Annotated in this window: 18 protein-coding genes and 3 pseudogenes; 9 read left to right on the forward strand and 12 right to left on the reverse strand. The window is 62.0% G+C overall.

Annotated elements, in window-relative coordinates:
* Position 1: 1 nt before the first annotated feature.
* Together ACZ1HA_RS12175 and ACZ1HA_RS12180 are read right to left on the reverse strand one after the other, a co-directional pair.
* Positions 2-2290 carry an adenosylcobalamin-dependent ribonucleoside-diphosphate reductase gene (locus tag ACZ1HA_RS12175; RefSeq protein WP_472714050.1) on the reverse strand — a complete coding sequence of 763 codons (2289 nt, stop codon included), beginning with the start codon at positions 2288-2290 and terminating at the stop codon, positions 2-4.
* Between the two features lie 25 nt (positions 2291-2315).
* Positions 2316-2414: pseudogene (locus tag ACZ1HA_RS12180) on the reverse strand.
* Positions 2415-2564: 150 nt separating this feature from the next.
* On the opposite strand from ACZ1HA_RS12180, the gene ACZ1HA_RS12185 reads away from it, so the two are divergent.
* A complete protein-coding gene (locus ACZ1HA_RS12185; protein WP_472714051.1) occupies positions 2565-2996 on the forward strand; it encodes a DUF1489 family protein in 432 nt (143 codons plus the stop codon).
* Between the two features lie 27 nt (positions 2997-3023).
* On the opposite strand, the gene hisG is transcribed toward ACZ1HA_RS12185, so the two are convergent.
* The 3 genes from hisG to hisS are packed head-to-tail and all read right to left on the reverse strand — an operon-like array spanning position 3024 to position 6306.
* Positions 3024-3716 carry an ATP phosphoribosyltransferase gene (gene hisG, locus ACZ1HA_RS12190; protein ID WP_472714052.1) on the reverse strand — a complete coding sequence of 231 codons (693 nt, stop codon included), beginning with the start codon at positions 3714-3716 and terminating at the stop codon, positions 3024-3026.
* The gene (locus ACZ1HA_RS12195) at positions 3713-4795 is read right to left on the reverse strand and encodes an ATP phosphoribosyltransferase regulatory subunit (protein ID WP_472714053.1); all 1083 of its coding nucleotides are present in this window, start codon (positions 4793-4795) and stop codon (positions 3713-3715) included. Before ACZ1HA_RS12195 ends, hisG begins: the two co-directional genes overlap by 4 nt.
* Entirely contained in the window at positions 4792-6306 is a 1515-nt protein-coding gene (gene hisS, locus ACZ1HA_RS12200) for a histidine--tRNA ligase (RefSeq protein ID WP_472714054.1), read from the reverse strand. The genes ACZ1HA_RS12195 and hisS overlap by 4 nt, the downstream gene beginning before the upstream one ends.
* 126 nt (positions 6307-6432) lie before the next feature.
* Between hisS and ACZ1HA_RS12205 the strand changes: the two genes are divergently transcribed.
* Entirely contained in the window at positions 6433-6630 is a 198-nt protein-coding gene (locus ACZ1HA_RS12205; RefSeq protein ID WP_375230289.1) for a SlyX family protein, read from the forward strand.
* Positions 6631-6656: 26 nt separating this feature from the next.
* Here ACZ1HA_RS12205 and dnaE read toward each other — a convergent pair whose 3' ends face one another.
* The gene (gene dnaE / locus ACZ1HA_RS12210) at positions 6657-10157 is read right to left on the reverse strand and encodes a DNA polymerase III subunit alpha (protein ID WP_472714055.1); all 3501 of its coding nucleotides are present in this window, start codon (positions 10155-10157) and stop codon (positions 6657-6659) included.
* A gap of 224 nt (positions 10158-10381) precedes the next feature.
* On the opposite strand from dnaE, the pseudogene xdhA reads away from it, so the two are divergent.
* The 7 genes and pseudogenes from xdhA to ACZ1HA_RS12245 all read left to right on the forward strand — a co-directional run bounded on the left by xdhA (position 10382) and on the right by ACZ1HA_RS12245 (position 19541).
* Positions 10382-11789: pseudogene (gene xdhA / locus ACZ1HA_RS12215) on the forward strand (xanthine dehydrogenase small subunit).
* Positions 11786-14069: pseudogene (gene xdhB / locus ACZ1HA_RS12220) on the forward strand (xanthine dehydrogenase molybdopterin binding subunit). Before xdhA ends, xdhB begins: the two co-directional pseudogenes overlap by 4 nt.
* On the forward strand, positions 14066-14824 hold the full coding sequence (gene xdhC / locus ACZ1HA_RS12225; protein WP_472714056.1) for a xanthine dehydrogenase accessory protein XdhC: 759 nt from the start codon (positions 14066-14068) through the stop codon (positions 14822-14824). Before xdhB ends, xdhC begins: the two are co-directional and overlap by 4 nt.
* Entirely contained in the window at positions 14821-16335 is a 1515-nt protein-coding gene (locus tag ACZ1HA_RS12230) for an ABC transporter ATP-binding protein (RefSeq protein ID WP_472714057.1), read from the forward strand. The genes xdhC and ACZ1HA_RS12230 overlap by 4 nt, the downstream gene beginning before the upstream one ends.
* A gap of 69 nt (positions 16336-16404) precedes the next feature.
* Positions 16405-17487 (forward strand): ABC transporter permease, encoded by a 1083-nt coding sequence (locus ACZ1HA_RS12235; RefSeq protein ID WP_472714058.1) that lies wholly within the window; start codon positions 16405-16407, stop codon positions 17485-17487.
* Positions 17487-18407: an ABC transporter permease gene (locus tag ACZ1HA_RS12240; RefSeq protein ID WP_472714059.1), complete on the forward strand. Its 921-nt coding sequence runs from the start codon at positions 17487-17489 to the stop codon at positions 18405-18407. The genes ACZ1HA_RS12235 and ACZ1HA_RS12240 overlap by 1 nt, the downstream gene beginning before the upstream one ends.
* 54 nt (positions 18408-18461) lie before the next feature.
* Positions 18462-19541: a BMP family ABC transporter substrate-binding protein gene (locus ACZ1HA_RS12245; RefSeq protein WP_375230285.1), complete on the forward strand. Its 1080-nt coding sequence runs from the start codon at positions 18462-18464 to the stop codon at positions 19539-19541.
* A gap of 126 nt (positions 19542-19667) precedes the next feature.
* Here ACZ1HA_RS12245 and ACZ1HA_RS12250 read toward each other — a convergent pair whose 3' ends face one another.
* From ACZ1HA_RS12250 to ACZ1HA_RS12275, 6 genes are all read right to left on the reverse strand, one after another.
* A complete protein-coding gene (locus ACZ1HA_RS12250) occupies positions 19668-20495 on the reverse strand; it encodes a sulfotransferase family 2 domain-containing protein (RefSeq protein ID WP_472714060.1) in 828 nt (275 codons plus the stop codon).
* 247 nt (positions 20496-20742) lie between these two features.
* A complete protein-coding gene (cynS, locus tag ACZ1HA_RS12255) occupies positions 20743-21213 on the reverse strand; it encodes a cyanase (RefSeq protein ID WP_472714061.1) in 471 nt (156 codons plus the stop codon).
* 28 nt (positions 21214-21241) lie between these two features.
* Positions 21242-21721 carry a nuclear transport factor 2 family protein gene (locus ACZ1HA_RS12260; RefSeq protein WP_436398861.1) on the reverse strand — a complete coding sequence of 160 codons (480 nt, stop codon included), beginning with the start codon at positions 21719-21721 and terminating at the stop codon, positions 21242-21244.
* Positions 21722-21731: 10 nt separating this feature from the next.
* Positions 21732-22643: an ABC transporter ATP-binding protein gene (locus ACZ1HA_RS12265; RefSeq protein WP_472714062.1), complete on the reverse strand. Its 912-nt coding sequence runs from the start codon at positions 22641-22643 to the stop codon at positions 21732-21734.
* Positions 22644-22659: 16 nt separating this feature from the next.
* Positions 22660-23661: a nitrate ABC transporter permease gene (gene ntrB, locus ACZ1HA_RS12270; protein WP_375230280.1), complete on the reverse strand. Its 1002-nt coding sequence runs from the start codon at positions 23659-23661 to the stop codon at positions 22660-22662.
* Positions 23662-23732: 71 nt separating this feature from the next.
* Complete coding sequence (locus tag ACZ1HA_RS12275; RefSeq protein ID WP_472714063.1) at positions 23733-25160, reverse strand: ABC transporter substrate-binding protein; 1428 nt, start codon at positions 25158-25160, stop codon at positions 23733-23735.
* Positions 25161-25415: the final 255 nt, after the last annotated feature.

Genomic DNA, 25415 nt, shown 5'->3' on the forward strand with positions numbered 1-25415 from the left:
TTCAGCCACACTTCGAATAGCCACAGGATCCACATGTCATGCAGCCTTCGACCATGCGAAGGTCATACTGACCACAACTGCTGCAGGCCTGGCCGCGCTGATTTTCGAGGCCAACAACCTGCGCCTGTGGATCAGACTTGAGCCCCATGCCCTCGCCCGCGATGAACCCTGTCGCAATCATGTGCTGCTCGATCACCCCGCCAATCGCCGCGAGGATGGACGGAATATATTTGCCCTGCATCCAGGCACCGCCGCGCGGATCGAACACCGCCTTGAGCTCTTCCACCACAAAAGAGACATCGCCCCCGCGCCGGAACACCGCAGAAATCATCCGGGTCAGCGCAACCGTCCAGGCGAAATGCTCCATGTTTTTGGAGTTGATAAACACTTCGAAAGGCCGCCGGTGACCGTTCAGCACGATATCGTTCACCGTGATATAAAGCGCATGCTCGCTGTCGGGCCATTTCACCTTGTATGTGTTGCCCTCGAGCTCGCTTGGCCGGTCGAGTGGCTCAGACATGTAAATCACATCCCCATGCGGCTGCAGCGGTTCGGCATCCGAGGTCGTGATCACCTCGGGGGCCTTTTTCTCTTCTTCCGACACACTCAGAACCGAGCCGGTGACGGCGTTGGGCCTGTATGTCGTACATCCCTTGCACCCGGTATCCCAGGCCTGCATGTAAACATCCCGGAACGCGTCAAAACTGATATCTTCCGGGCAGTTGATCGTCTTTGAAATCGACGAATCGACCCATTTCTGCGCCGCGGCCTGCATCTTCACATGATCCGCCGGCGCAAGCGTCTGCGCATTCACAAAGTAATCGGGCAGCTCGGTGTCACCGAATTTCTCCCGCCACATCTGAACCGCATAATCCACCACTTCCTCTTCGGTACGCGATCCGTCCTTCTGCAGCACCTTGCGCGTGTAGGCATAGGCAAAGACCGGCTCGATGCCCGACGAGACGTTGCCCGCATAAAGGCTGATCGTGCCGGTCGGCGCGATCGAGGTCAGCAGGGCGTTGCGGATGCCGTGTTCGCGTACAGCCTCGCGCACGTCCTCGTCCATCATCTGCATGGTACCTGAAGCAAGATATCCTTCTGCGTCAAACAGCGGGAATGCGCCTTTTTCCTTCGCCAGCTGCACAGACGCCAGATACGCGGCGCGGGCGATCAGGCGCAGCCATCGCTCCGTCTGACGCGCCGCCTCGTCTGACCCATAGCGCAGTCCGACCATCAGCAGCGCATCCGCCAGCCCCGTCACACCCAGACCGATGCGGCGTTTGGCCTGCGCCTCAAGCGCCTGCGCCTCAAGCGGAAACTTCGACGCATCCACAACATTATCCATCATGCGCACCGCAACCGCGACCAGCTCTTCGAGGGCGGTCTCGTCGAGGGCGGCGCCCTCCTCAAACGCATCGGACACCAGCCGGGCGAGGTTCACCGACCCCAGCAGGCAGGCACCATAGGGGGGCAGCGGCTGCTCGCCGCAAGGGTTGGTTGCCGCGATGGTCTCACAGTAATTCAGGTTGTTAGCCGCATTGATCCGGTCGATGAAAATGACCCCGGGTTCTGCGTAATCATAGGTCGCCTGCATGATCCGGTCCCACAGATCACGCGCCTGCAGCGTCCGGAACACGCGGCCCTCAAACACCAGGTCCCATGACGCATCCGCCTTAACGGCCTCCATGAAGGGATCTGTGACCAGCACCGACATATTGAACATGCGCAACCGTGCCGGATCCGACTTTGCAGCGATGAAATCCTCAATGTCCGGATGATCACAGCGCATCGTGGCCATCATCGCGCCCCGGCGTGACCCGGCGGACATGATGGTGCGGCACATGGCATCCCAGACGTCCATGAACGACAACGGCCCTGAGGCATCCGCCGCCACACCGCGTACGTCCGCGCCCTTGGGCCGGATCGTCGAAAAATCATAGCCGATGCCACCACCCTGCTGCATGGTTAGGGCGGCTTCTTTCAGCATATCGAATATGCCGCCCATGCTGTCGGGCACAGTTCCCATGACAAAACAGTTGAACAGCGTGACCGACCGCGCCGTGCCGGCACCTGCTGTGATGCGCCCCGCGGGCAGATACCGGAAATCTTCAAGAGCTGCGTAGAACCGGTCCTCCCAGAGTTCCGGTTCCTTTTCCACACGCGCGAGGTCGCGCGCGATCCGGCGCCAGGTGTCTTCGACAGTGACATCCTTCGGCGCACCGTCAGCGTCCTTGAAACGGTACTTCATGTCCCAGATCTGTTCGGCAATCGGGGCAGCAAAACGGGTCATTTTCACATCCTTCAGAATGAGCTTGGCACCGCGGCGGGACTTGAACCCACAACCTTCTCACATTAGTCTGCCGTTACTGCGATGACGGCGTCGTGAGTGCTCTATCCGATTGAGCTACGCGGCGACATTTTTGTCTCCTCTCCAGCACCGGGGAGGAGACAAAAAAATAACCTGGATTGCGCCGGTTTGCCACAAGAACTTGAAGCAGACCCCGACAGTATTACCGTATATAGTACTGCTAAGGGGATTCTGTGCGTAACACCGTGGGTAAGCTGTGGATAAAACCGTTCATCTGATCAAATTGTCCGTCGGGACGGAGAATGTTGAGGGTCTTGCAGCCTGGCAGGCGACGAAACGGGCGCAGGCACCGGACGGGCTGCCGCGTCACGTGACCCGCATGTGGCCCCGGCGCGAGGCCGAAGTGCTCAATGGCGGATCTATTTATTGGGTGATCAAAGGGGTCATTCAGTGCCGCCAGCAGATCGACCGGCTGGATGAATATGTCGGTTCCGATGGCATCCGTCGCTGTTCCATCGTCCTGCAGCCTGACCTGATCCGCACACAGAACAGCATTCGGCGTCCTTTTCAGGGCTGGCGCTACCTGCCCGCAGCCGATGCGCCGCCTGATCTGCCCAAAGGCCGCGGGGACGAAGAGCCCCTGCCCGTGGAACTCAACCGCGCTCTGGCGGAAATCGGCGTCCTGTAGTCCCGGCGACGCCAGACACTGCCCTGCTCAGGCATCCAGTTTCCACATGAACGCTGTGGTCACATCCCGATCGCCATCGTCCAGTGGTGCCTGACGGCTGCGCCACAGGGTGGCCTGCGACCGCAGCACCGGACCATCACTCAGGATCTTCAGATGGTTGGCCCGCAGGGTTTCACCGCTGGATGTGATATCCGCGATTGCCTCGGCAGTTTCATTGGCAACCGTTCCTTCGGTCGCCCCCTGACTGTCCACCAGCGCATAATCCGCGACCCCACCCTGGCGCAGGTGTTCGCGCACCAGACGGTGATACTTCGTGGCGATACGCAGTCGCATGCCGTGGCGTGCCCGGAACGCAGCCGCCACCGCATCCAGATCATCCAGCGTGTCGACATCGACCCAGGCCCTCGGCACCGCCAGAACCAGATCCGCAAAGCCGAAACCCAGTTCCTGCACCGGCTCCACCTGCTGCTCCCAGAGCGGCAGTTTCTCCTGGATCAGGTCGGTGCCTGTGACGCCGAAATGGATCCGTCCCGCTGCCAGCTCGCGCGGGATTTCACCGGCGGACAGCAATACCAGCGCCACGCCCTCAACGCCCTCGACAGCCCCCGCGTATTCGCGGTCAGACCCGCTGCGCGACAGGGTCACACCGCGCGCAGCAAACCAGTCAAAAGTCTTCTCCATCAGCCGCCCCTTGGACGGCACGCCCAGACGAATGCTCATGTGTCACCCCCTAGGTCCAGCATCAGACCGGGCCGCAGAACACCCCCAACCGCAGGAATTTCAGCACCCGCTCCAAGGCGCCGCGTCAGCGCGTCATAGCGCCCGCCCGAAGCGACCGCCGGCAGGTCCGGGCGGTTCGCGCTGTAAAACCCGAACACAAACCCATCGTAATATTCCATGGATGTCCGGCCAAAACTTGTCTCAAACGGCAGCTCTGCGACCTCGACGCGGCGCTTTTGCAACGCCTCCGCCCGCGCCTCCAGCCCGGCCACAGCACCTGCAACCGATGGCAGGTCCACCGCGAGGTCCCGCAGGTGTTCGAGCGCAAAGGGCAGCGTCTCCCGCACGTTCAGCAGCGCGTCCAGCAGACCCACCTCTTCCGCGCTCAGCGGATCAGCCGCCGCATCCGCGCGCAGCGCATCAATCCGCGCGTCGATCTCGGCCCGTGTGCGCCGTCCCGTCAGCGGTGCATCGCATGGGGGCGCATCCCCTGCGATCAGCGCTGCCCGTTCGGCACTGACCGGTGTTTTGCCCGAAAACCGATCCAGCAGGCTGCGGAACCGGCGCGGCCGCCAGATATGCCGCAACAGCGCGGATTTGCGGGCCCCGGTCGTTTTCAGGCCCTGAACGGCAGCGGTCAGCAGGCCGATATCTCCGGTGGCCGCGCGCAGATCAAGATGTTCAACCGCCGCCGCAATCAGCGCAAAGACCTCAGCATCGGCCGCTGCCGGGTCCGTCCGGTCAAAGACCTCATAGCCAACCTGGATATATTCATTGGCGCGGTCCGGATCATGCTCCTGACGCCGGAAAACCTCGCCGGAATAGGTGTACCGCGCTGGTTCAGCCCCATCCACCATGTGCATCTGAACCACGGGCACGGTGAAATCTGGGCGCAGCATCTGCTCACCGCGCAGCGCATCCGAGGTCACATAGGCGCGCGCGCGGATCTCCTCGCCATAAAGGTCGAGCAGTATATCCGCGGGTTGCAGCACCGGCGTTTCAACCGCTGCTGCGCCCGCCGTTTCAAACCCCGCCCGCAGCTCTGCGGCCAGCGCCAGGGTCTCGCGCCGCGATGTCATTTTGTGCCCTCATCCAGACCGTGTGTGCTCAGGATTTCGCGCACCTTTTCAACAAGCTGGTCACGCGGCACCTCAAACTGGCTGGGACGGTCTTTCCATTCCTCCAGTGTCGCACTTTCGGCAATCTTCGCCCCCAGAATCAGGTCCTTGATCTGAATAACACCGCGCTCTTTTTCGTCACCGCCTTCGATGACGGCGGCCGGGCTGGCACGGCGGTCTGCGTATTTCAGCTGGTTGCCGAAGTTTTTCGGGTTGCCCAGATAGACCTCCGCCCGGATACCCGCCTGGCGCAGTTCCGCCACCATCGCCTGGTAATCCGCCATGCGGTCGCGGTCCATCACGGTTACAACCACGGGACCTGCGGTGTCAGACTGCATCCGGCCTTTGGCATGCAGTGCCGCCAGCAGGCGGTCCACACCGATCGACACGCCCGTCGCCGGCACGGCCTGGCCGGTGAACCGCTTGACCAGGTCGTCATACCGCCCGCCACCGGCAACAGACCCGAAGTTACGCGTGCGTCCCTTTTCATCCTGAATATCGAACGTCAGCTCCGCCTCATAGACGGGCCCGGTGTAGTACCCGAGACCCCGTACAACTGACGGGTCGATCTCGATCCGGTCCGGTCCATAGCCACCTGCCGCCAGCAGTCCGGCAATGGTTTCCAGTTCGCTCACGCCTTCTGCGCCGATGGCCGAGCCTTCGACAAGCTCACGCAACCGGGCAACCGTTTCGGCACCGGTTGTGCGTTTCGCGTCCATGAAGCCCATGACCACATCTGCCTGCGCGTCACCAAGCCCCGCTCCGTCCGTAAAATCGCCGCTTTCGTCCTTGCGGCCCGCCCCCAGCAGGGCGCGCACGCCGTCCGGGCCCAGACGGTCCAGCTTGTCGATCGCGCGCAGCACAATGCCACGCTCACGCTCTTTGTCGTCACCTGCCAGGCCCGCCACTTCCAGCACGCCGTTCAGTACTTTGCGGTTGTTCACGCGCACAACATAGTCGCCGCGCGGGATGCCCACCTCTTCGAGACAGTCGGCCAGCATCGCGCAGATCTCCGCATCCGCGGCCACGGACGGCGCTCCGACAGTGTCCGCATCACACTGATAAAACTGACGAAAACGCCCCGGCCCCGGCTTTTCGTTGCGCCAGACGGGTCCCATCGCATAGCGGCGGTAGGGCGTGGGCAGGTCGTTGCGGTGCTGCGCATAGACCCGCGCCAGCGGCGCCGTCAGATCGTACCGCAGCGCCAGCCAGTCACCCGGCTTGTCGCCTTCTGCATCTTCCTGCCAGGCAAAGACGCCCTCGTTCGGGCGGTCCACATCGGGCAGGAATTTGCCCAGCGCCTCAACCGTTTCCACGCCCGAGCTTTCCAGCGCGTCAAACCCGTACCGATGGTACACACCCGCAATTTTACGCAGCATTTCGGTGCGCTGCGTAACCTCAGCGCCGAAATAGTCACGAAAGCCTTTGGGCGTCTCCGCCTTCGGGCGCGGGGTTTTCTTGGGCTTGGCCATGGTCTTCCCTTTGTGCCAGGTGTCGCGCGCGGTCTACCGGATGGGACTGCGCGAGACAAGGCACCGGGTGCGGGCCCTTCCGGGACCCGCCACGCCGTGCTAGAGCACAGCCGAGGAGAGCCCCTTATGACCAAGAAACTCGAAGAGCAGATCGCGCATCTGACACGCACGGTGGATGACCTGTCCGACGTCATCGCCCGTCAGGAAAGCGAGATCGCCACGCTCACCCGCCGTGTTCACATGCTGATGCAGCGTGAGGGTGAACGCGATGCGCAGGGCTCCGGCGGTGTGGTGCTGGGCGACGAACGCCCGCCGCATTACTGACCTCCGCCTGCCGCCCGCTGCCGCGGTCAGATGTCTTCGACCTCCAGCACGCCGTTCAGCGATTTGATCGCGCCCTTGATCTGTGGGTTCACGGCAAAATCCTGACCGAGGTCCACCTCGACCTCGCCCGGCAGGTCCGGATGCATCAGGCACAGCTGTACCGGGCCGCGCCCCGCGCCGCGTGCCGCTTTGGCGGCCCCTTCCAGCACGCTGGCAACGGCGCTGACCGCACCGGGTTCCTCGACAAAAACGCGCAGTCCCATACCGCCCGCGTCTGCGGTGACCGCGTCGATGGGGGCCACAGACCGGCCCAGAAGTTTAAGCTGATCCGCCTCCATCGTAGCCTCGACGGTAACCACAACCTTGGCACCCGTCTCCAGGTGTTCGCGTGATTTTTCAAGGGTTTCAGAGAAGAGCGTGACCTCGAACGCGCCTGTGGTGTCGGACATCTGACAAAAGGCAAACCGGTTGCCCCGTGCGGATTTGCGCTCCTGCCGGCCCGCAACAACGCCCGCCAGTTTTGCGACCAGTGGCGCGCCTTCTGCCTTGGCCGTTACCTCATCAAGGGTCAGCACACCCTTGCGCTTCAGTGGCCCGGCATAATCGTCCAGCGGATGGCCCGAGAGGTAAAAACCAACGGCCCTGAATTCCTCGCTCAGCCGCTCGGCAGGCAGCCAGTCATCCACCGGATGCAGGCGCGGTTCAGGCAGGTCGTCCCCCGCTTCCCCAAAAAGCGACACCTGGTCAGAGGCGCGCTGTTCGTGAATCGCCGCCGAATATCCCACCAGCGCATCCAGCGCGTCAAAGACCCGCCGCCGGTTGCTGTCCAGCTGGTCAAATGCGCCCGAACGCGCCAGCATTTCCAGCGGTCGCTTACCAACCCGCTTCAGATCCACCCGGCGCGCCAGATCAAAGAGCGTGGCAAAGGGTTTGTCCCCGCGCCCCTCGGTGACCAGTTTCATCGCCTCGACACCGACGTTTTTCAGCGCGCCCAGCGCATAAACCAGCGCGCCGTCGACCACTTTGAACGTTGCATCCGACCGGTTCACGCAAGGCGGCACCCACGGCAGATCAAGCTGTTTGCGCACCTCCTCAAAGTAGACGGCCAGTTTGTCGGTCAGATGGATATCGCAGTTCATCACACCGGCCATGAATTCCACCGGGTGGTTCGCTTTGAGCCAGGCGGTCTGATAGCTGACCACCGCATAGGCTGCCGCGTGCGATTTATTAAAGCCGTAGTTGGCGAATTTTTCCAGCAGGTCGAAAACTTCGGTCGCCTTTTTCTTGTCGACCCCGTTTTCCATCGCGCCCTTTTCGAATTTGGGGCGCTCCTTGGCCATTTCCTCGGCGATCTTTTTACCCATTGCGCGGCGCAGCAGGTCAGCGCCGCCAAGGCTGTAGCCCGCCATCACCTGGGCGATCTGCATCACCTGCTCCTGGTAGACGATAATACCCTGTGTTTCCTTCAGAATATCGTCGATCAGCGGGTGAATGGATTCCAGTTCGCGCTGCCCGTTCTTGACCTCGCAATAGGTCGGGATGTTCTCCATGGGCCCGGGCCGGTACAGCGCCACAAGCGCCACAATGTCCTCGATACAGGTGGGCTTCATCCGCTTCAGGGCATCCATCATGCCCGAGCTTTCCACCTGGAAAACCGCTACCGTCCTGGCGCTGGAATAGAGTTTGTAGGACGCCTCGTCATCCAGCGGGATCGTGGCGATATCGTCGATCAGCCCCTCGGGTGGTTCAAAAAGTTCTGTGCCATCCGCAGCGATATGCAGATGCCGGCCCGACGCTTTGATCTGGTCTACCGCGTTCTGGATCACCGTCAGGGTCTTCAGACCCAGAAAGTCGAATTTGACGAGCCCTGCCTGCTCCACCCATTTCATGTTGAACTGGGTTGCGGGCATGTCCGAGCGCGGGTCCTGGTAGAGCGGCACCAGCCGATCCAGTGGCCGGTCGCCGATCACCACGCCCGCAGCGTGAGTCGAGGCGTTCCGCAGCAGCCCCTCGACCTGCTGGCCATACTCCAGCAGCCGAGCGACGACCTCCTCATTGCGGGCCTCTTCGCGCAGACGCGGCTCGTCCGCCAGCGCCTTTTCGATGCTTACCGGTTTCACCCCTTCGACGGGGATCATTTTGGACAGCCGGTCCACCTGGCCGTAGGGCATCTGCAACACCCGGCCGATATCGCGCACCGCCGCCTTTGACAAAAGCGCACCAAAGGTGATGATCTGTCCCACCTTGTCACGGCCGTACTTGTCCTGGACGTACCGGATCACCTCCTCGCGCCGGTCCATACAGAAATCGATGTCAAAGTCAGGCATCGACACCCGTTCGGGGTTCAGGAACCGCTCAAAAAGGAGGTTATACCGCAGCGGATCGAGGTCTGTGATCGTCAGCGCATAGGCCACCAGACTGCCCGCCCCGGACCCGCGCCCCGGCCCCACCGGAATATCCTCGTCCTTGGCCCATTTGATGAAGTCAGCAACGATCAGAAAATAGCCCGGAAACCCCATCCCTTCGATGATGCCCAGCTCGAAATCCAGCCGCTTTTCGTATTCCTCAACGCTTACCGCATGCGGGATCACCGCCAGCCGGTTTTTCAACCCCTCATGGGACTGACGCCGCAGTTCCTCGATCTCGTCATCGGCAAATTTCGGCAGGATCGGGTCCCGGCGATACGCCTGAAACGCGCAGCGACGCGCAATTTCCACCGTATTCTCAATCGCTTCCGGCAGGTCCGCGAAAAGCGTCACCATCTCCGCCTGGCTCTTGAAGTAATGCTGCGCCGTCAGGCGGCGACGCGGATCCTGCTGGTCCACATAGGCGCCCTCGGCGATACAGATCAGCGCGTCATGCGCCTCATACATCTCAGCGTCCGGGAAATAGACATCATTGGTCGCCACCAGCGGCAGGTCCATCGCATAGGCCATCTCGACAAACCCGCGTTCAGTGAGCCGCTCTGCCTCGGGCTGGCCGTCCTCGCCCGGATGCCGCTGCAGCTCGACATAGAGACGGTCACCGAAAATACCCTTCAGCCGGTCCATCAGCGCCTGCGCCGCCGGGGCCTGCCCCGCACGCAACAAACGCCCCACCGGCCCGTCCGGCCCGCCGGTCAGACAGATCACATCCTGCGCCGCCGCCTCCAGCTCGTCTGTCGTGACTTGCGGCAGCTGACCACCCTTGTCCACGTAAAGACAGGTGTTCAGACGCATCAGGTTCTCATACCCGGCCTCCGACTGCGCCAGCAGCACAACGGGTGCAGGGTCGGCCGGCCGGTCGCCGGGCCGTGTTGCAGCATAGGCCACGTCCACCTGACACCCGATGATCGGCTGCACTCCCGCACCGGACATGGCCACGGAAAACTCCAGCGCCGAAAACATATTGTTGGTGTCGGTCAGCGCCATCGCAGGCATGGCATGATCGCGGCAGAGCCCGGGCAGTTTTTTCAACCGCAGCGCGCCCTCCAGCAAAGAATACTCAGAATGCGTGCGCAGGTGGATGAATCGGGTCTCTGTGTTCATGCCCCGAAGCTATGCCAGAGCCCCGCCGCCTGCCAGTACCAGAAGACGCACACGCTGAATTTTTAACGCTGCCAGCCCGCCACGCCCCCCTCCTCATGCTTTTTCCTTGCCAGGCGACACCGGTGCCAGATACCGTGACAGCCGTTACTGCCCGCCCGTCGTTCTACGCCGCATCGAACGTCGGGCCATCCGGGGGCTCGTGGTACCGCGGCGGATCTGACTGAATGGACATCACGTTTCGCCTGAACGGAGAAACAGTGGCGCTGACAGATGTCGCGCCAACCATGACACTTCTGGACTGGCTGCGCGGCGAACGCGGACTGACGGGCACCAAAGAAGGCTGCAACGAAGGCGACTGCGGCGCCTGCACGGTCATGGTCACCGACGCGGATGGTGCAAAATCCCTCAACGCCTGCATCCTCTTCATGCCCCAGCTGAACGGCAAAGCCATCCGCACCGTCGAAGGGATCGCCGCACCGGACGGCACCCTGCACCCGGTGCAGACCGCAATGATTGACCACCACGGGTCTCAGTGCGGGTTCTGCACGCCGGGTTTCGTGGTATCGATGGCCGTCTCTCATCTGAACGGGGCGGCGGATCATGACACCCAACTGGCCGGCAACCTCTGCCGCTGCACGGGCTATGCCCCCATCATCCGCGCCGCAGGATCCGCCGCAAAAGACCCCGTGCCCCCGCATATGCACGACACGCCGCCTCTTCTGGCTGAAAATATCCCCGGGGGGGCGCCGCAGGCGGCGGGGGCGGGCAGCCCCCTGCGTGGGTACAGCCGCGCACCCAGGACGCACTGGCCGCGTGGTACGCGCAAAACCCGCAGGCCACACTTGTTGCCGGGGCAACCGATGTCGGCCTCTGGGTGACCAAACAGTTCCGCGACCTCGGCCCGGTGGCCTTTCTGAACCACTGTGACGACCTGCGCGGGATGCGGATTACGGACAGCACCATAGACATCGGCGCAATGACCAGCCTCAGCGCGCTTGAAACGGCGATCGAAACCTTTCACCCCTCCTTTGCCGCCATGATCCGCCGCTACGGTTCGGTTCAGGTGCGCAATGCCGCGACCATCGGCGGCAATATCGCAAACGGCTCGCCCATCGGCGACGGCCCGCCCGCTCTCATCGCGCTGGGTGCTGCTGTGCACCTGCGCTGTGGTGACGCGCGGCGTCACATGCCGCTTGAGGATTTCTTTCTGGAATATGGCCGGCAGGACCGGAAACCGGGTGAATTTGTCGAACGCATCACCATCCCACGCCAGCCGGACCGGCTGAAATGCTACAAACTCTCCAAACGCTTTGACCAGGACATCTCAGCAGTCTGCGGATGCCTGTCCATCACCCTGGACAATGGAACTGTCACCCAGGCGCGCATCGCTTTCGGCGGCATGGCAGGCACACCCGCCCGCGCCACACACACCGAGACCATACTGACCGGCGCCCCCTGGACCGAAGACAGCGTGGCGGCTGCCATGACGGCCCTGGCAGAGGATTTCACCCCCTCTCAGACATGCGCGCCAGTGCGGCCTACCGGCTGCAGACCGCACAGAACATGCTGCGGCGCTACTGGCTGGAGGACACGGGCCACGCCCCCCTGACCGTCGGGGAGGCCACATCATGAGCGTTGCAAAACCCCTGCCCCACGATTCCGCCCGCCTGCATGTGACAGGCCAGGCGCGTTACGTGGATGATATCCCTCTGCCCGCAGACACCCTGCACCTCGCATTTGGCACCAGCACTGTTGCCTGCGGCGATATCACCACTGTGGACCTGACAGACGTACGCGCCGCAGAAGGCGTCGTTGCGGTGATGACCGCAGACGGTCTGCCCTTTGACAATGATGTCTCGCCCTCAGCGCGTGACGAACCACTGCTGGCCAAAGGCGCAATACACTACGCGGGCCAGCCGGTGTTTCTGGTGATCGCCACCTCGCATCTGGCCGCACGCCATGCGGCCCGGCTGGGCAAAATTGACATCACCCCGGGCGACAGCATCCTGACCATTGAGGACGCGCTTGCCCGGGACAGCCGCTTTGAGGAAGGCCCGCGCATCTACGGACGCGGCGACGTGAACGCAGCGCTGAATGCTGCCGACCACCGGATCACCGGATCGCTCGACATCGGCGGACAGGAACACTTCTATCTCGAAGGCCAGGCCGCCTGTGCCCAGCCCCAGGACAACGGGGACATGCTGGTGATCAGCTCGACCCAGCACCCCACCGAAATCCAGCACAAGGTGGCCGAAGCCCTCGGCACACCGATGCACAGCGTGCGCGTGGAAACCCGCCGCATGGGGGGCGGCTTCGGTGGCAAGGAAAGCCAGGGCAACGCGCTCGCGGTGGCCTGTGCTGTCGCCGCGCGGGCAACCGGCCGGACATGCAAAATGCGCTATGACCGGGACGATGACATGATCATCACCGGCAAACGGCATGATTTCCGTGTGACCTATGACGTGGGCTTTGATGCACAGGGGCGCATCGCGGGCATCGATTTCACCCATTATGCCCGCTGCGGCTGGGCCCAGGACCTGTCGCTGCCGGTGGCCGACCGCGCCATGCTGCATGCCGACAACGCCTACTTTCTGCCCGCCGTGCAGATTACCAGCCACCGGCTGAAAACCAACACCCAGAGCGCCACGGCCTTCCGCGGCTTCGGCGGCCCGCAGGGCATGGTCGGCATCGAGCGGGTGATGGATCACATCGCGGCTCACCTCGGGCTTGACCCGCTGGCCGTCCGCCAGGCCAATTTCTATGAGCCCGCAGGCGCTGACCGGAATACAACGCCTTACGGCCAGGAGGTCACAGACTTCATCCTGCCCGACATGACCCGCGCTCTGCTGGAGAGCAGCGATTACGCGCGCCGCCGCGCCGCCATTGACGCCTGGAACGCGGAAAACGCCGTGCTGAAAAAGGGTATCGCGCTGACACCGGTGAAATTCGGCATCTCCTTTACGCTGACGCATCTCAATCAGGCAGGCGCGCTCGTACATGTCTACCAGGACGGGTCCGTGCACCTGAACCACGGCGGCACCGAAATGGGCCAGGGCCTGTTCCAGAAGGTCGCACAGGTGGCTGCCAGCACCTTTGGCATCAGCATGCAGGCCGTGAAAATCACCGCGACTGACACCGCAAAGGTGCCCAACACATCTGCCACCGCCGCGTCTTCGGGCAGTGACCTGAATGGTATGGCCGTGCGCGCGGCCTGCCTGACGATCCGGGACCGTATGGCCGGGGTCGTCGCCGCAAAACACGGGGTTGCGGCGGATCTCGATCCGCTTTGAGGAAGACACCGTGCACGCAGGCAACACGCGCATGAGTTTCGCCGAAGTGGCGGCCATGGCTTACGAATCCCGCGTCAGCCTGTCCTCGACCGGGTTTTACAAAACGCCGGGCCTCGCCTGGGACCGCATCCGCGGTGAGGGCCGCCCGTTTTTCTATTTTGCCTATGGCGCTGCGGTGACCGAGGTGGTGATCGACACGCTGACCGGGGAAAACCGGATTCTGCGCGCCGACATTCTGCATGACTGCGGCGCGTCTCTGAACCCTGATCTCGACATCGGCCAGATCGAAGGCGGTTATGTCCAGGGCGCGGGATGGCTGACCACCGAGGAGCTGGTCTGGGACGATGCGGGCCACCTGCGCACCCATGCGCCCTCGACCTATAAAATCCCGGCCTGCGGGGACCGGCCGGATGTGTTCAACGTGCGCCTGTGGGATGCGCCCAACCGCGAGGAGACGATCTATCGCTCCAAAGCGGTAGGGGAGCCGCCGCTGATGCTGGGTATTTCGGCCTGGTCAGCGCTGGCGGATGCGGTGCGTGCCTGCGGCCCCTCATATGCGGACCTCCAGGCGCCTGCCACAGCAGAAGCTGTTCTGGATGCGGTGGGCAGGGCCAGGACATGAGCGCGATCTACGTTGAGATTGTTTCGGCCCGCGGGTCCGTCCCGCGCGATGCAGGCACGGCCATGAGAGTCACCGAACATGGGACCGAAGGCACCATCGGCGGCGGCGCGCTGGAGCACCTGGCCATCACCCGGGCGCGCGACATCCTGGCATCCAATGCTGCGGAAGAAACACAAACCCTGCCTCTGGGCCCTTCTCTGGGTCAGTGCTGCGGCGGTGCGGTGACCCTGCGCTATTCCCGCACGCCCCGGCCCGTTGACGCCCCGGCGCGCCACACCCACGCGCCGGTTCTGAACCCGGCACAGCCGAAAGACCTGTGGATCTGGGGCGCGGGGCACGTGGGCCGCGCCATGGTCAACGCCTGCCACCCGCAGGCCTTCAAAATCACCTGGGTCGATGACCACCCGAACCGTTACCCCGCACATGTCAGGCAAGACGTCACCGTGACACCGGCCCGCGACATGCCGCGCCTCGCGGCACGCGCTCCCGCTCATGCGCACCACCTGATTTTCACCTACGCACATGACATTGATCTCGCGCTCTGCGCCGCCCTGCTGAAACGCGGCTTTGCCTCCTGCGGACTGATCGGCTCTGCGACCAAATGGGCGCGTTTTCAGAAACGGCTGATGGCCGCCGGGCTTGACCCCGCGCCCATCACCTGCCCCATAGGCGATAAATCCCGAGGCAAGCGCCCCGACGACATCGCGGCGGGCACAATTGACGCGCTGATGAACCAGATAAAGGCCGCCGCATGACCCCAGTGCTGTCTCTGAAAGGCCTGACCAAGGCATATCCCGGGGTCGTCGCCAATGACGATGTCTCCCTCTCGATCGCCCCCGGCGAAGTGCATGCCCTGCTGGGGGAAAACGGTGCGGGGAAATCCACGCTGGTGAAAATGATCTATGGGCTGGTGAAGCCGGATCAGGGAGCCATGCAGATGAACGGGGCCGATTTCACGCCACCGGAACCGCGCGCGGCGCGGGCGGCGGGTGTCGGCATGGTGTTCCAGCACTTCTCGCTCTTTGATGCGCTGTCGGTGGCGGAAAACATCGCTCTGGGCATGGAGAACGCGCCGGCGATGGGGGCGCTGTCCGAGCAGATCCGGCAGGTGTCGGACACCTACGGGCTGCCGCTTGCGCCGGACCGGACCGTGGGCGATCTGTCCGCAGGAGAACGTCAGCGCGTGGAGATTATCCGGTGTCTTCTGCAGGAACCCAAACTGCTGATCATGGATGAGCCGACTTCGGTACTGACGCCGCAGGAGGTGGAGATCCTGTTTGAGACCCTGCGCAAACTGAGTGCTGAAGGAACCGCAATTCTCTATATTTCTCATAAGCTTGAGGAAATCCGCGCCCTGTGCGACGCCGCCACCATCCTGCGGCTTGGCAAGGTGGTCGGCACCTGTGTGCCGCGCGAAACGACGGCGCGCGACATGGCCGAGATGATGGTGGGCAAAGTGCTGGCCACTCCGTCACGCGCGGGCGCAGAACCCGGGGAGCCGGTGCTGAAGATCGAAAATCTGTCGCACCCCTCGCCATCGGCCTTCGGCATGCCGCTGCGGGACATCAACCTGACCCTGCGCCGCGGAGAGGTGCTGGGCATCGGTGGTGTGGCGGGCAATGGTCAGGACGAACTGCTGGCCGCATTGTCAGGCGAGATGCGGTCGCCCGCCGGCATGATCCGTTTCAAAGGCGAGGACATCGGCCCCGCCGGGCCGGAAGCGCGCCGCAGGCTGGGCGTGCTGGCGGCGCCCGAAGAACGCCTGGGGCATGCGGCAGCCCCCAATATGAGCCTCACAGAGAATGCGATGCTGACCGGTGCCACCCGCGAGGGGCTGATGCGCAATGGCTTTCTGAACTGGACGGCTGCAAAGGATTTCGCCGAGCGCATCATCGAAACATTTGATGTGCGCACGCCCGGTCCCGGCAACGCCGCGCGTGCCTTGTCGGGGGGCAATCTGCAGAAATTCGTGATCGGGCGCGAAGTGCTGCAGCGGCCCGAGGTGCTTGTGGTGAACCAGCCGACCTGGGGGGTCGATGCCTCGGCTGCGGCTGCGATCCGTCAGGCGCTGCTTGATCTGGCAACCGGCGGGGCGGCTGTGATCGTGATCAGCCAGGACCTGGATGAGCTGATGGAGATTTCCGACCGGTTTGCAGCACTTAACGAGGGGCGTCTGTCTGACCCGCTGCCCGCGCAGGGGCTGAGTGTTGAACAGATCGGCCTGATGATGGGCGGTGCCCACGGCATGGAGGTGGCGCATGTCTGAAACACCTGTGCATGAGATTCTGTGCCTCCGGCGGGGATATTTCGGGCCAGAAGAAACCGGGGGACTGTCATGATCCGGCTTGAGAAACGGGCGCAGCCCTCTGCTGTTTTCGGGTATCTGACGCCGCTGCTGGCGGTTCTGGCCACTTTTTTCTTTGGCGGACTGCTGTTTGCGACGCTGGGCAAGGACCCGGTTCAGTCGATCCTGACGATTTTCTGGGAGCCGCTTTTTGGCGAGTTTTCGTTCTTTTACCGCCCGCAGCTGCTCATCAAAGGGGCGCCGCTGGTGCTGATCGCCATCGGGCTCAGTCTGGGGTTCCGCGCGGGCATCTGGAACATCGGGGCCGAAGGGCAGTACATTATGGGGGCGCTTTTCGGGGCCGGTTTCGGGCTGGCCTTTTATCCAGCAGAAAGCGCGCTGATCTTTCCGGGCATGGTTCTGGCGGGGGCATTCGGCGGCTGGGTCTGGGCCATGATCCCGGCGGTGCTGCGTGTGCGGTTCGGCACCAACGAGATCCTCGTGTCGCTGATGCTCGTGTATGTAGCCGAGCAATTTCTGGCGTCTATGTCTCTGGGATTGCTTAAAAATCCCGAAGGGTTCGGTTTTCCGGGCAGCCGCAATCTGCAGCAGTATCCATCGGCGCATAATGCCGAACTCATCGCGGGATCGGGTATGCACTGGGGCGTGGTGGCGGCCATGATTGCCGTGATCTTTGCCTATGTGCTGCTGACCCGCCACCGGCTTGGATTTGCCGTGCGCGTGACGGGCGAGGCACCGCGGGCAGCGAAATTCTCGGGCGTCAATCCGGGGCGGCTGGTGCTTTTCTGTCTGGGCACGTCGGGCCTGCTGGCGGGCCTTGCGGGGCTTTTTGAGGTCGCAGGCCCCTCGGGCCAGGTGACCATCGATTTCAACACCGGCTATGGGTTTACCGCGATCATCGTGGCCTTTCTGGGCCGGCTGCATCCCATCGGCATCGTGCTGGCCGGGCTGTTGATGGCGCTGACCTATATCGGGGGCGATATCGCGCAGAGCCAGCTGGGCCTGCCGGCGGCCGCCATTCAGGTGTTCCAGGGGATGCTGCTGTTCTTCCTGCTGGCCTTTGATCTCTTTACCAACTACCGGCTGCGCATCGGCCGGACGGAGGCCGCATAATGGACCTGTCGTCAATCAACCCGATCCTCCTGATTGCCGCGCTGATGTCTGCGGCCACGCCTATTCTGCTCGCCGCCACCGGAGAGCTGATCGTTGAGAAAGCCGGCGTGCTGAACCTCGGGGTCGAGGGTATGATGATCACCGGTGCGATCTGCGGTTTTGCTATCGCGGTGGAAACGGGCTCGCCGGCGACCGGTTTTGTCGCCGCAGCCGCAGGCGGTGCGCTGCTCAGCCTGCTCTTTGTGCTGCTCACCCAAGTGACGCTCGCCAATCAGGTTGCCTCCGGGCTGGCTCTCACGCTCTTTGGCCTCGGGCTGTCATCGCTGCTGGGCCAGGGCTATGTGGGCATTAAACCACCGCGTATGGGGGATGTGAATTTCGGCCCGCTGGCGGATATTCCGGTTCTGGGGCCCATCCTCTTTTCGCATGACCCTATCCTCTATGTCGGGCTGCTGCTGGTGGCCGGTGTCTGGGCCGTCCTGCGGTTTACGCGGGCAGGCCTGGTGCTGCGCGCTGTTGGCGAAAACCACGACGCGGCCCATGCGCTGGGGTACAAGGTCGTGCGGATCCGGACGCTGGCGATCATGTTCGGCGGTGCGCTGGCGGGTATGGGCGGTGCCTACATCAGCCTGATCCGCGTGCCGCAATGGACCGAAGGCATGACAGCAGGCGTCGGCTGGATCGCTCTCGCCCTGGTGGTATTTGCCAGCTGGAAGCCCTGGCGGGTCCTGCTGGGCGCCTATCTTTTTGGCGGAATCACGCAGCTGCAGCTTAATCTGCAGGGCGCGGGCGTTGCCATTCCTGTCGAATATCTGGCAATGTCGCCCTATCTGATCACCATTGTCGTGCTTGTCATTCTCTCGCGGGATAAAAGCGCGGCACCCGGCTCACTGGGCCGGCCATTCCATGCCTCCGGATAGAGGCCAATCAACGCCCCGGAAAACGGGGCGGTTTAACATGGGGAAGACCTGAACATGAAACTCACCACACTTCTGGCCAGTGCTGCTGTCGCACTTGGCCTCGGTGCCGCGGCCTTTGCCGACGGTCACGAAAAAACCAAGGTCGGCTTTGTCTATGTCGGCCCGATCGGCGACGGTGGCTGGACCTATGAGCACGACAAGGGCCGCCTCGCGGTCGAAGAAGCACACGGCGACAAAGTCGAAACCGTTTATGTGGAAAACGTGGCCGAAGGCCCGGACGCAGAACGCGTGATGACCCAGATGGCGCTCGACGGTGCGGACCTGATCTTTACCACGTCCTTCGGCTACATGGACGCGACTATCAACGTGGCCAAGAAGTTCCCGGATGTGAAATTCGAGCACGCGACCGGCTATAAGCGCGCGGACAACGTCTCGACCTATTCGGCACGTTTCTACGAAGGCCGCGCAATCCAGGGCCACATCGCCGGCAAGATGACCAAGACCAACACAATCGGCTACATCGCGTCCTTCCCGATCCCCGAAGTGATCCGCGGCATCAACTCTGCCTACATCCACGCGGCAAAGGTGAACCCTGACGTCGAATTCAAAATCATCTGGGTCTACACCTGGTTTGACCCGGCCAAAGAAGCGGATGCTGCCAAGGCGCTGATCGAACAGGGCGCGGATGTTGTGCTGCAACACACCGATTCCACTGCTCCGCAGGCCGCGGCACAGGAAGCCGGTAACGTGATCACCTTTGGTCAGGCCTCCGACATGGGCCAGTACGCGCCCTTCCCGCGCGTCTCCTCGATCATTGACGACTGGGCGCCCTACTACATCGCGCGCACGGCTGCTGTGATGGATGGCACCTGGGAAAGCATGGACACATGGGACGGCATCGGCGCTGGCATGGTCGGCATCGGTGAAATCTCTGACGCGGTGCCCGCCGACGTCAAAGAAGAAGCTCTGGCGCTCAAGGCAGCTCTCGCAGACGGCTCCTATCACGCTTTCACCGGCCCGCTGAACAAACAGGACGGCTCCCCGTTCCTGGCAGAGGGTGAGACAGCTGACGACGGCACGCTTGCTGGCATGAACTTCTACGTTGAAGGCATCACAGGCGACATCCCGAACTGATCCGCTTATCAAGCCACAAAACTTCAAAGCCCCGGTCACTGCGCCGGGGCTTTTTCATGTCTTATCTTGCCAGGGCAAATCGGCCGCGACCCGCCCGTACCCGAGGGCTGCACAAAGGTCGCCGGATCAGTCCGAAACAGGATATCCGAACCGCTCGAAGTCCTTCCGCCAGGCAGACCGGATCAGCGCCCGCGATTCCGGCGTCAGAAAACTGTTCTTTGCGGGGAAGGCCCCATGCGCCTCGCGGAACCGCACAAGGCTTTCCGCTGTCATCCTGGAGGCATCGGGATCACCCGGAACCTCCCGGTACGCATTGTTCTGCGTCCGGACCGACAGAATACTTCCGTCGCGATCGCCCCAGACATCCGCATGCTGCTCCATATCGTGCTGCAGGGACTCAAGTCTTAGAAAACACACCTCCGGAACCGCGTCGATAATCAGGGATTGCCGGCGCCAGTGCGCATTCATCTCTCCATGCGGCGTGGTCTCAACATAGCGCAAAAAATCCATGAAAGTGGGGCTCTCGACACCAAAGGCACCGACGACCTGGCGCACCCAGCTTTTGTGCCGGTCCGCACCGCAGAATTTATCGATCCAGGCGCTGACGGCCCGGCTGTAGGGATCGCGCACGACCATGAAAACCGGCATCTGCGGCGTCGCGGGCGGCTCGTCCAGTGATGTGACCAGACCGCGATAGTTCGAGATCAGCCTGCGCGCATGAGTGTCGGTCGGGTCTTTCAGATACCTGTGCGAAAAAAGCCCGACCTTCGCAAATTCCTTGGATAGGGCCCGGAGGCCGAAATACCGGGCAACAGACACCGGAGAACGGATCATCCGGTGAAAACTGTGGGAGCTCAGAAACCAGTGTTTCAGTGTGGTGCCGCCGCATTTCGCATTCGTAAACAGGACAAAACCGTTGACCGGGTCAACCATAGGGCTCGGACTGAGTAACAAGTGTTTCCTCCGCATCAGACAGGTCAAGCCGGCACGCCGCGTTGGCGCGTGTGTCCGTCAGCGGCAACCCCGGCGCTACCGTTAAAGTGCTTTCGGGGTAGCAGAATGGTGCCTGCAGCGCAAACCAGCGACGCTGCGAGCCTTGTCCCGGACACCACAGGTTACGGCGACAGTGGCCGGCAACTGTTGCGACCCCGCGTTTTCCACTATGCGGGCTGCAGATCATTGCCAAAGGCCACCCCCCGGCTTACCAGGCGTTGTAGCCCAGGAATTTCCCTGACATCTCCAGCTTTACGCGGTCGCCTTTTTCATGAGGCACCTTCGTCACGGACATATCGAAATCGATCGCAGACATGATGCCGGTCCCGAATTTCTCTTCGATCAGCGCTTTCAGCGTCGGGCCATAAACCCCCACAATTTCATAGAACCGGTAAATGCAGGGGTCGGTCGGCACCGACTGCTCCCACACCTTCGTCGGCGGTTCATTCAGCACCAGTGCGGCTTCCTGCGGCAGGCCCAGCGCACTCGCCAGAAGCTCTGCTTTGTCTTTGGGAAAGGCGTTCATGCCCATGGACGCGGAATGAGTGAAAACCGGCGACATGTCGATCTTCTCTGCAATCTCCTCCCAGGTCAGCCCCGCCGTTTTCTTGGCTGACAGGATCATCACTGTCACGTCTTCTTTGGTCATCATTGATGGCACCTCAAATGTATCTTTCATGGGTCGTCCTCCTCGTGAGTTAAAGCGTTCAGAGACCGAGCTCTGTGAGCCCGGGGTGATCATCCGGTCGTCTGCCTTGGGGCCAGCGGAAAAGCCGGTCTGGCTCTTCAATGGGCACATCGTTGATCGAGGCATGGCGCACCGCCATGTGGCCCGTCTCACTGAACTCCCAGTTCTCATTGCCATAGGCGCGGAACCACTGCCCGCTGGCGTCATGCCATTCGTAGCAAAACCGCACCGCAATCCTGTTGCCCGCATGCGCCCAGATTTCCTTGATCAGGCGGTAGCCGGTCTCACTGGCCCATTTGCGCTGCAGAAAGGCGCGCACGGCGTCACGGCCCTTCAGGAATTCGGACCGGTTGCGCCAGATCGTGTCGGGCGTATAGGCCATCGCCACCTTATCCGGATCGCGGGTGTTCCAGGCGTCTTCGGCCATGCGCACCTTTGTCACCGCATCCTCAAAGGTGAACGGCGGGACGGGCGCGCGAAGGGCGGGTTGGTCGGTCATGCCCGGGGCCTCACTCATTCGCCACGGCGCGCAGCGGCGGGGCCGGTTCGGGCTCTGGCTCTGCTTCCGCCACGGTTTTGTCGATCACAATTGTTTCCGGGGACTGATCCACGGCATCCGACTGCTGCCCGGCCAGCGCCACAGAGCGGTGACCCAGGAACTGCACAAGGTGGTTGCGGATCGCGTAATAGTTCGGGTGTTCGACTATTTCCGTTCTGTTGCGCGGGCGCGGGATGGTGATCTCCACCGATTCCGCCACACGCGCAAACGGCCCGTTGGTCATCAGCAGAATGCGGTCGGCCAGCAGGATCGCCTCATCGATGTCATGCGTGATCATAAAGACGGTCTGTTCCGTCTGGCTCCAGACCTTGATCAGCTCATCCTGAATCGTCCCGCGGGTCAGCGCGTCAAGCGCACCAAAGGGTTCATCCAGCAGCAGCAGTTTTGGCTGATTGGCAAAGGCCCGCGCGATGGAGACCCGCTGGCGCATGCCCCCCGACAGCTGGCTGGGTTTGCGGTGTACCACGTCTCCCTCCAGCCCGACCATCGCCAGATATTGGCGCGCGTGATCCTCAACCTTCGACTTCGACCAGTCCCTGTACCGCGCCGCAACGCCAAAGGTGACGTTCTTCAGCGCCGAAAGCCAGGGCAGCAGCGAATAGTTCTGAAACACCACACCACGGTCCAGCGACGGGCCGGACACATGCATGCCGTCCATTTTCACAACGCCCGAGGTCGGCTCCGCCAGCCCCGCGAGGATGTTCATGATGGTGGACTTCCCACAGCCGGAATGGCCAAGGATGCAGACGAACTCTCCCTTTTCCACGCCGAACGTGCTGTTCTCAAAGACGGTGAGCGTTCCCCCTGCCCCGTCGGGGAACTGTTGCGTCATACGTTCGATGGACAGAAACGGTTTGGCCATTGCTGCTCTCCTTTTTTTATTCTGCGTAGGACACGGCGCGCTGCAGCCGGGCAAAGGCCGCATCGAGCAACATGCCAACAATGCCAATGAACAGGATGGCCACGATCATGCGGTCGAGGCGCAGGCCGTTCCATTCGTTCCAGACGACGTAACCAATGCCGGTGCCGCCAACGAGCATCTCTGCCGCCACAATCACAAGCCACGCGATACCGATGGAAATTCGCATACCCGTGATGATCGTGGGCGCCGCCGCCGGCAGGATCACAGTCAGTGCTGTCCGCAGAGAGCCCAGCTCATGGGTGCGGGCCACGTTCACCCAGTCGCTGCGCACATTGGCCACGCCAAAGGCGGTGTTGGTCAGCATCGGCCAGAGCGAGCAGATGAAAATCACAAAGAGTGATGACAGCTCGCTGTCACCAATCGTGAAAAGCGCGATGGGCATCCAGGCGAGCGGAGAGATGGGTTTGAGCACCTGAATATACGGATCAAGGGCGCGGTAAAACAGCGGCGACATGCCAATGAGAAAACCCAGTGGAATGGCAACCGCTGCCGCCAGCGTGTAGCCAATGACAACCCGCATCAGCGAATAGCCCATCTGGATGCCGAACCCCATGTCATTGGTGCCATTGACATAAAACGGGTCGGTTACGGTGGCCCAGAGTTCTTTGCCGATGAGTGCGGGCGACGGGAAGAGTGACCCTGGCGCGGGCGCTGAGCCTTCCTCCGGAACACTGATACCAAGAGCCCGGATACCACCCGCAGATTCGATCATCGACCGCGACAGGCCCAGATTTGCAATCTGCTCAAGCTGGGGAAACTGCACCCCTTCGGCTGCATAGGTGTCGATGTCTTCAGCACTCATACTGGCCGCCAGAAGCGTATCCCGCTGGTCCTGCGACAGCTGAACGCCAACCGGGCCGGTATCCGGCACATGGGTGGCGAAATGCCAGATCGCGAGCCCGACGATCAGGATCGCAATGGAAAGGATCGAACTTCGGGCGTCGAATTTTGCGAGCATTCCGCAACTCCAGAGTATTCAGAAAAATGGGTGGGGCGGCTCTTCGCCCCACCGTACCGTATCCGCGCGCCTCAGACGGTGCGGCTGAAGGGCTGGCTGTCGATGAAGTCCTGCGCGGCGTCCGGTGCAAATGTCTGTCCCTGAACCTCGACCGGGGCGTAGACGTCCTGCTCCGCGTCGGAGAAGATCAGGTTCGCATCCGCGTTCATCATCTTGCGCATGGTCTCGCGCGTGGTCGTGGTCAGCACCAGTTCCTCGGCCAGGGACGCATAGTTCGCGTCGCTGTCGATGTAGTTCCAGCGGCGCAGCTGCGAGAGCACCCAGGCGCCCATCGTCTGTGTCGGCAGCGGCATGAACGAAATCCGGTCCGGCACGTTCTTGATATTGCCCTGACCATCCGGGAACACGCCCGTCAGGATCTGTTTGAGGATTTCCACCGGCTGGTTGAGGTAGTTTGCCGGTGCCATCGATTCCGCAAAGGCCACACGTCCGTCCGCGGTCTCGGCCGCGGCCGTCGCCTCCAGGATCGAGGTTGTCAGCGCCACAGTTGTATTAGGATTCTCGGAGATGAATTTTTCCGACAGGCCGAATACGCAGCAGGGATGCTGCTTCCAGAGGTCCAGCGTCAGTTTGTGGATGAAACCAACCTGATCATAGACCGCGCGCTGGCAGAAGGGGTCCGGCGCCAGATAGCCGTCCACATTCTCTGACCGCAGGTTCGCGACCATCTCAGGCGGTGGCACAACCCGGATCTGAATGTCGCGGTCAGGGTCCAGACCCGCATCCGCCACATAGTTGCGCAGCAGCAGATTGTGCATCGAATATTCGAACGGGACCGCGAATTTGAAACCCTTCCAGTTCGCCGGGTCCTGGTTTTCACGGTGCTTGTTCGCAAGCACGATCGCCTGACCGTTGGTGTTGACGTTCGAGACCACCTTCCACGGCTGCGCCGTCGATCCGATGCCCAGCGACATCGCCATCGGCATCGGGAACAGCAGGTGCGAGCCGTCGTACTCTCCGTTCAGACACTTGTCGCGGGACACCGCCCATCCGGCTGTTTTGACGATATCAACGTCCAGGCCGTAGCGCTCGTAGAAGCCCAGCGCATGGCCCCCGATAATAGGCGTGGCACAGGTGATCGGAACAAACCCAAGGGTCAGTTTGGTCTTTTCCAGGTTCTTGATCGCCTCTTCGGCCATCAGCTGAAGCGACGACAGCGGAAAGAGCGTGGACACCGCCGCCAGCGCCCCGGTCACACCGGCACTGCGCAGGAAAGCGCGCCTGGAAATATCCGTTTTGAACAGCCCCTGCATGACCGAGCTTTCCAGCGCACGGGTCATGCCCACTTCCGGGTTCAATGACTGCTTTGCCCGGCGGCTGAGAATTTCTGCATCCTCAGCGGACAATCCCACATAAGGATCAGAAGGTCCTTCCGAGGCTTCGCCACATTCATTCCAAACATCGATGTTTGGGTTAAACGGATCTTTAAAGTGCGTCATCGCCAATCCCTTTTCCAGGTTTCTCTGTGTGCCCGACGCACGAAACGACAGGCTTCCCTCCACTGCTTTCAGGCTTCCGGAAGGTGCCTGATCAGCTGCTTCGGTTTGATGATGAAGCGGTTCAACAGACAAAAAAAGGTGGCGCACAAAATTCGGGCACTTTGAAAAAGGTTAACAAAAACAATATTTAACCAGAAATTCCGCAACGGTATTAAATACGATAATTCGTAAATTACGAAATTTCGATATTCAGTC

This window comes from Roseobacter sp. S87 (genome assembly GCF_055693285.1).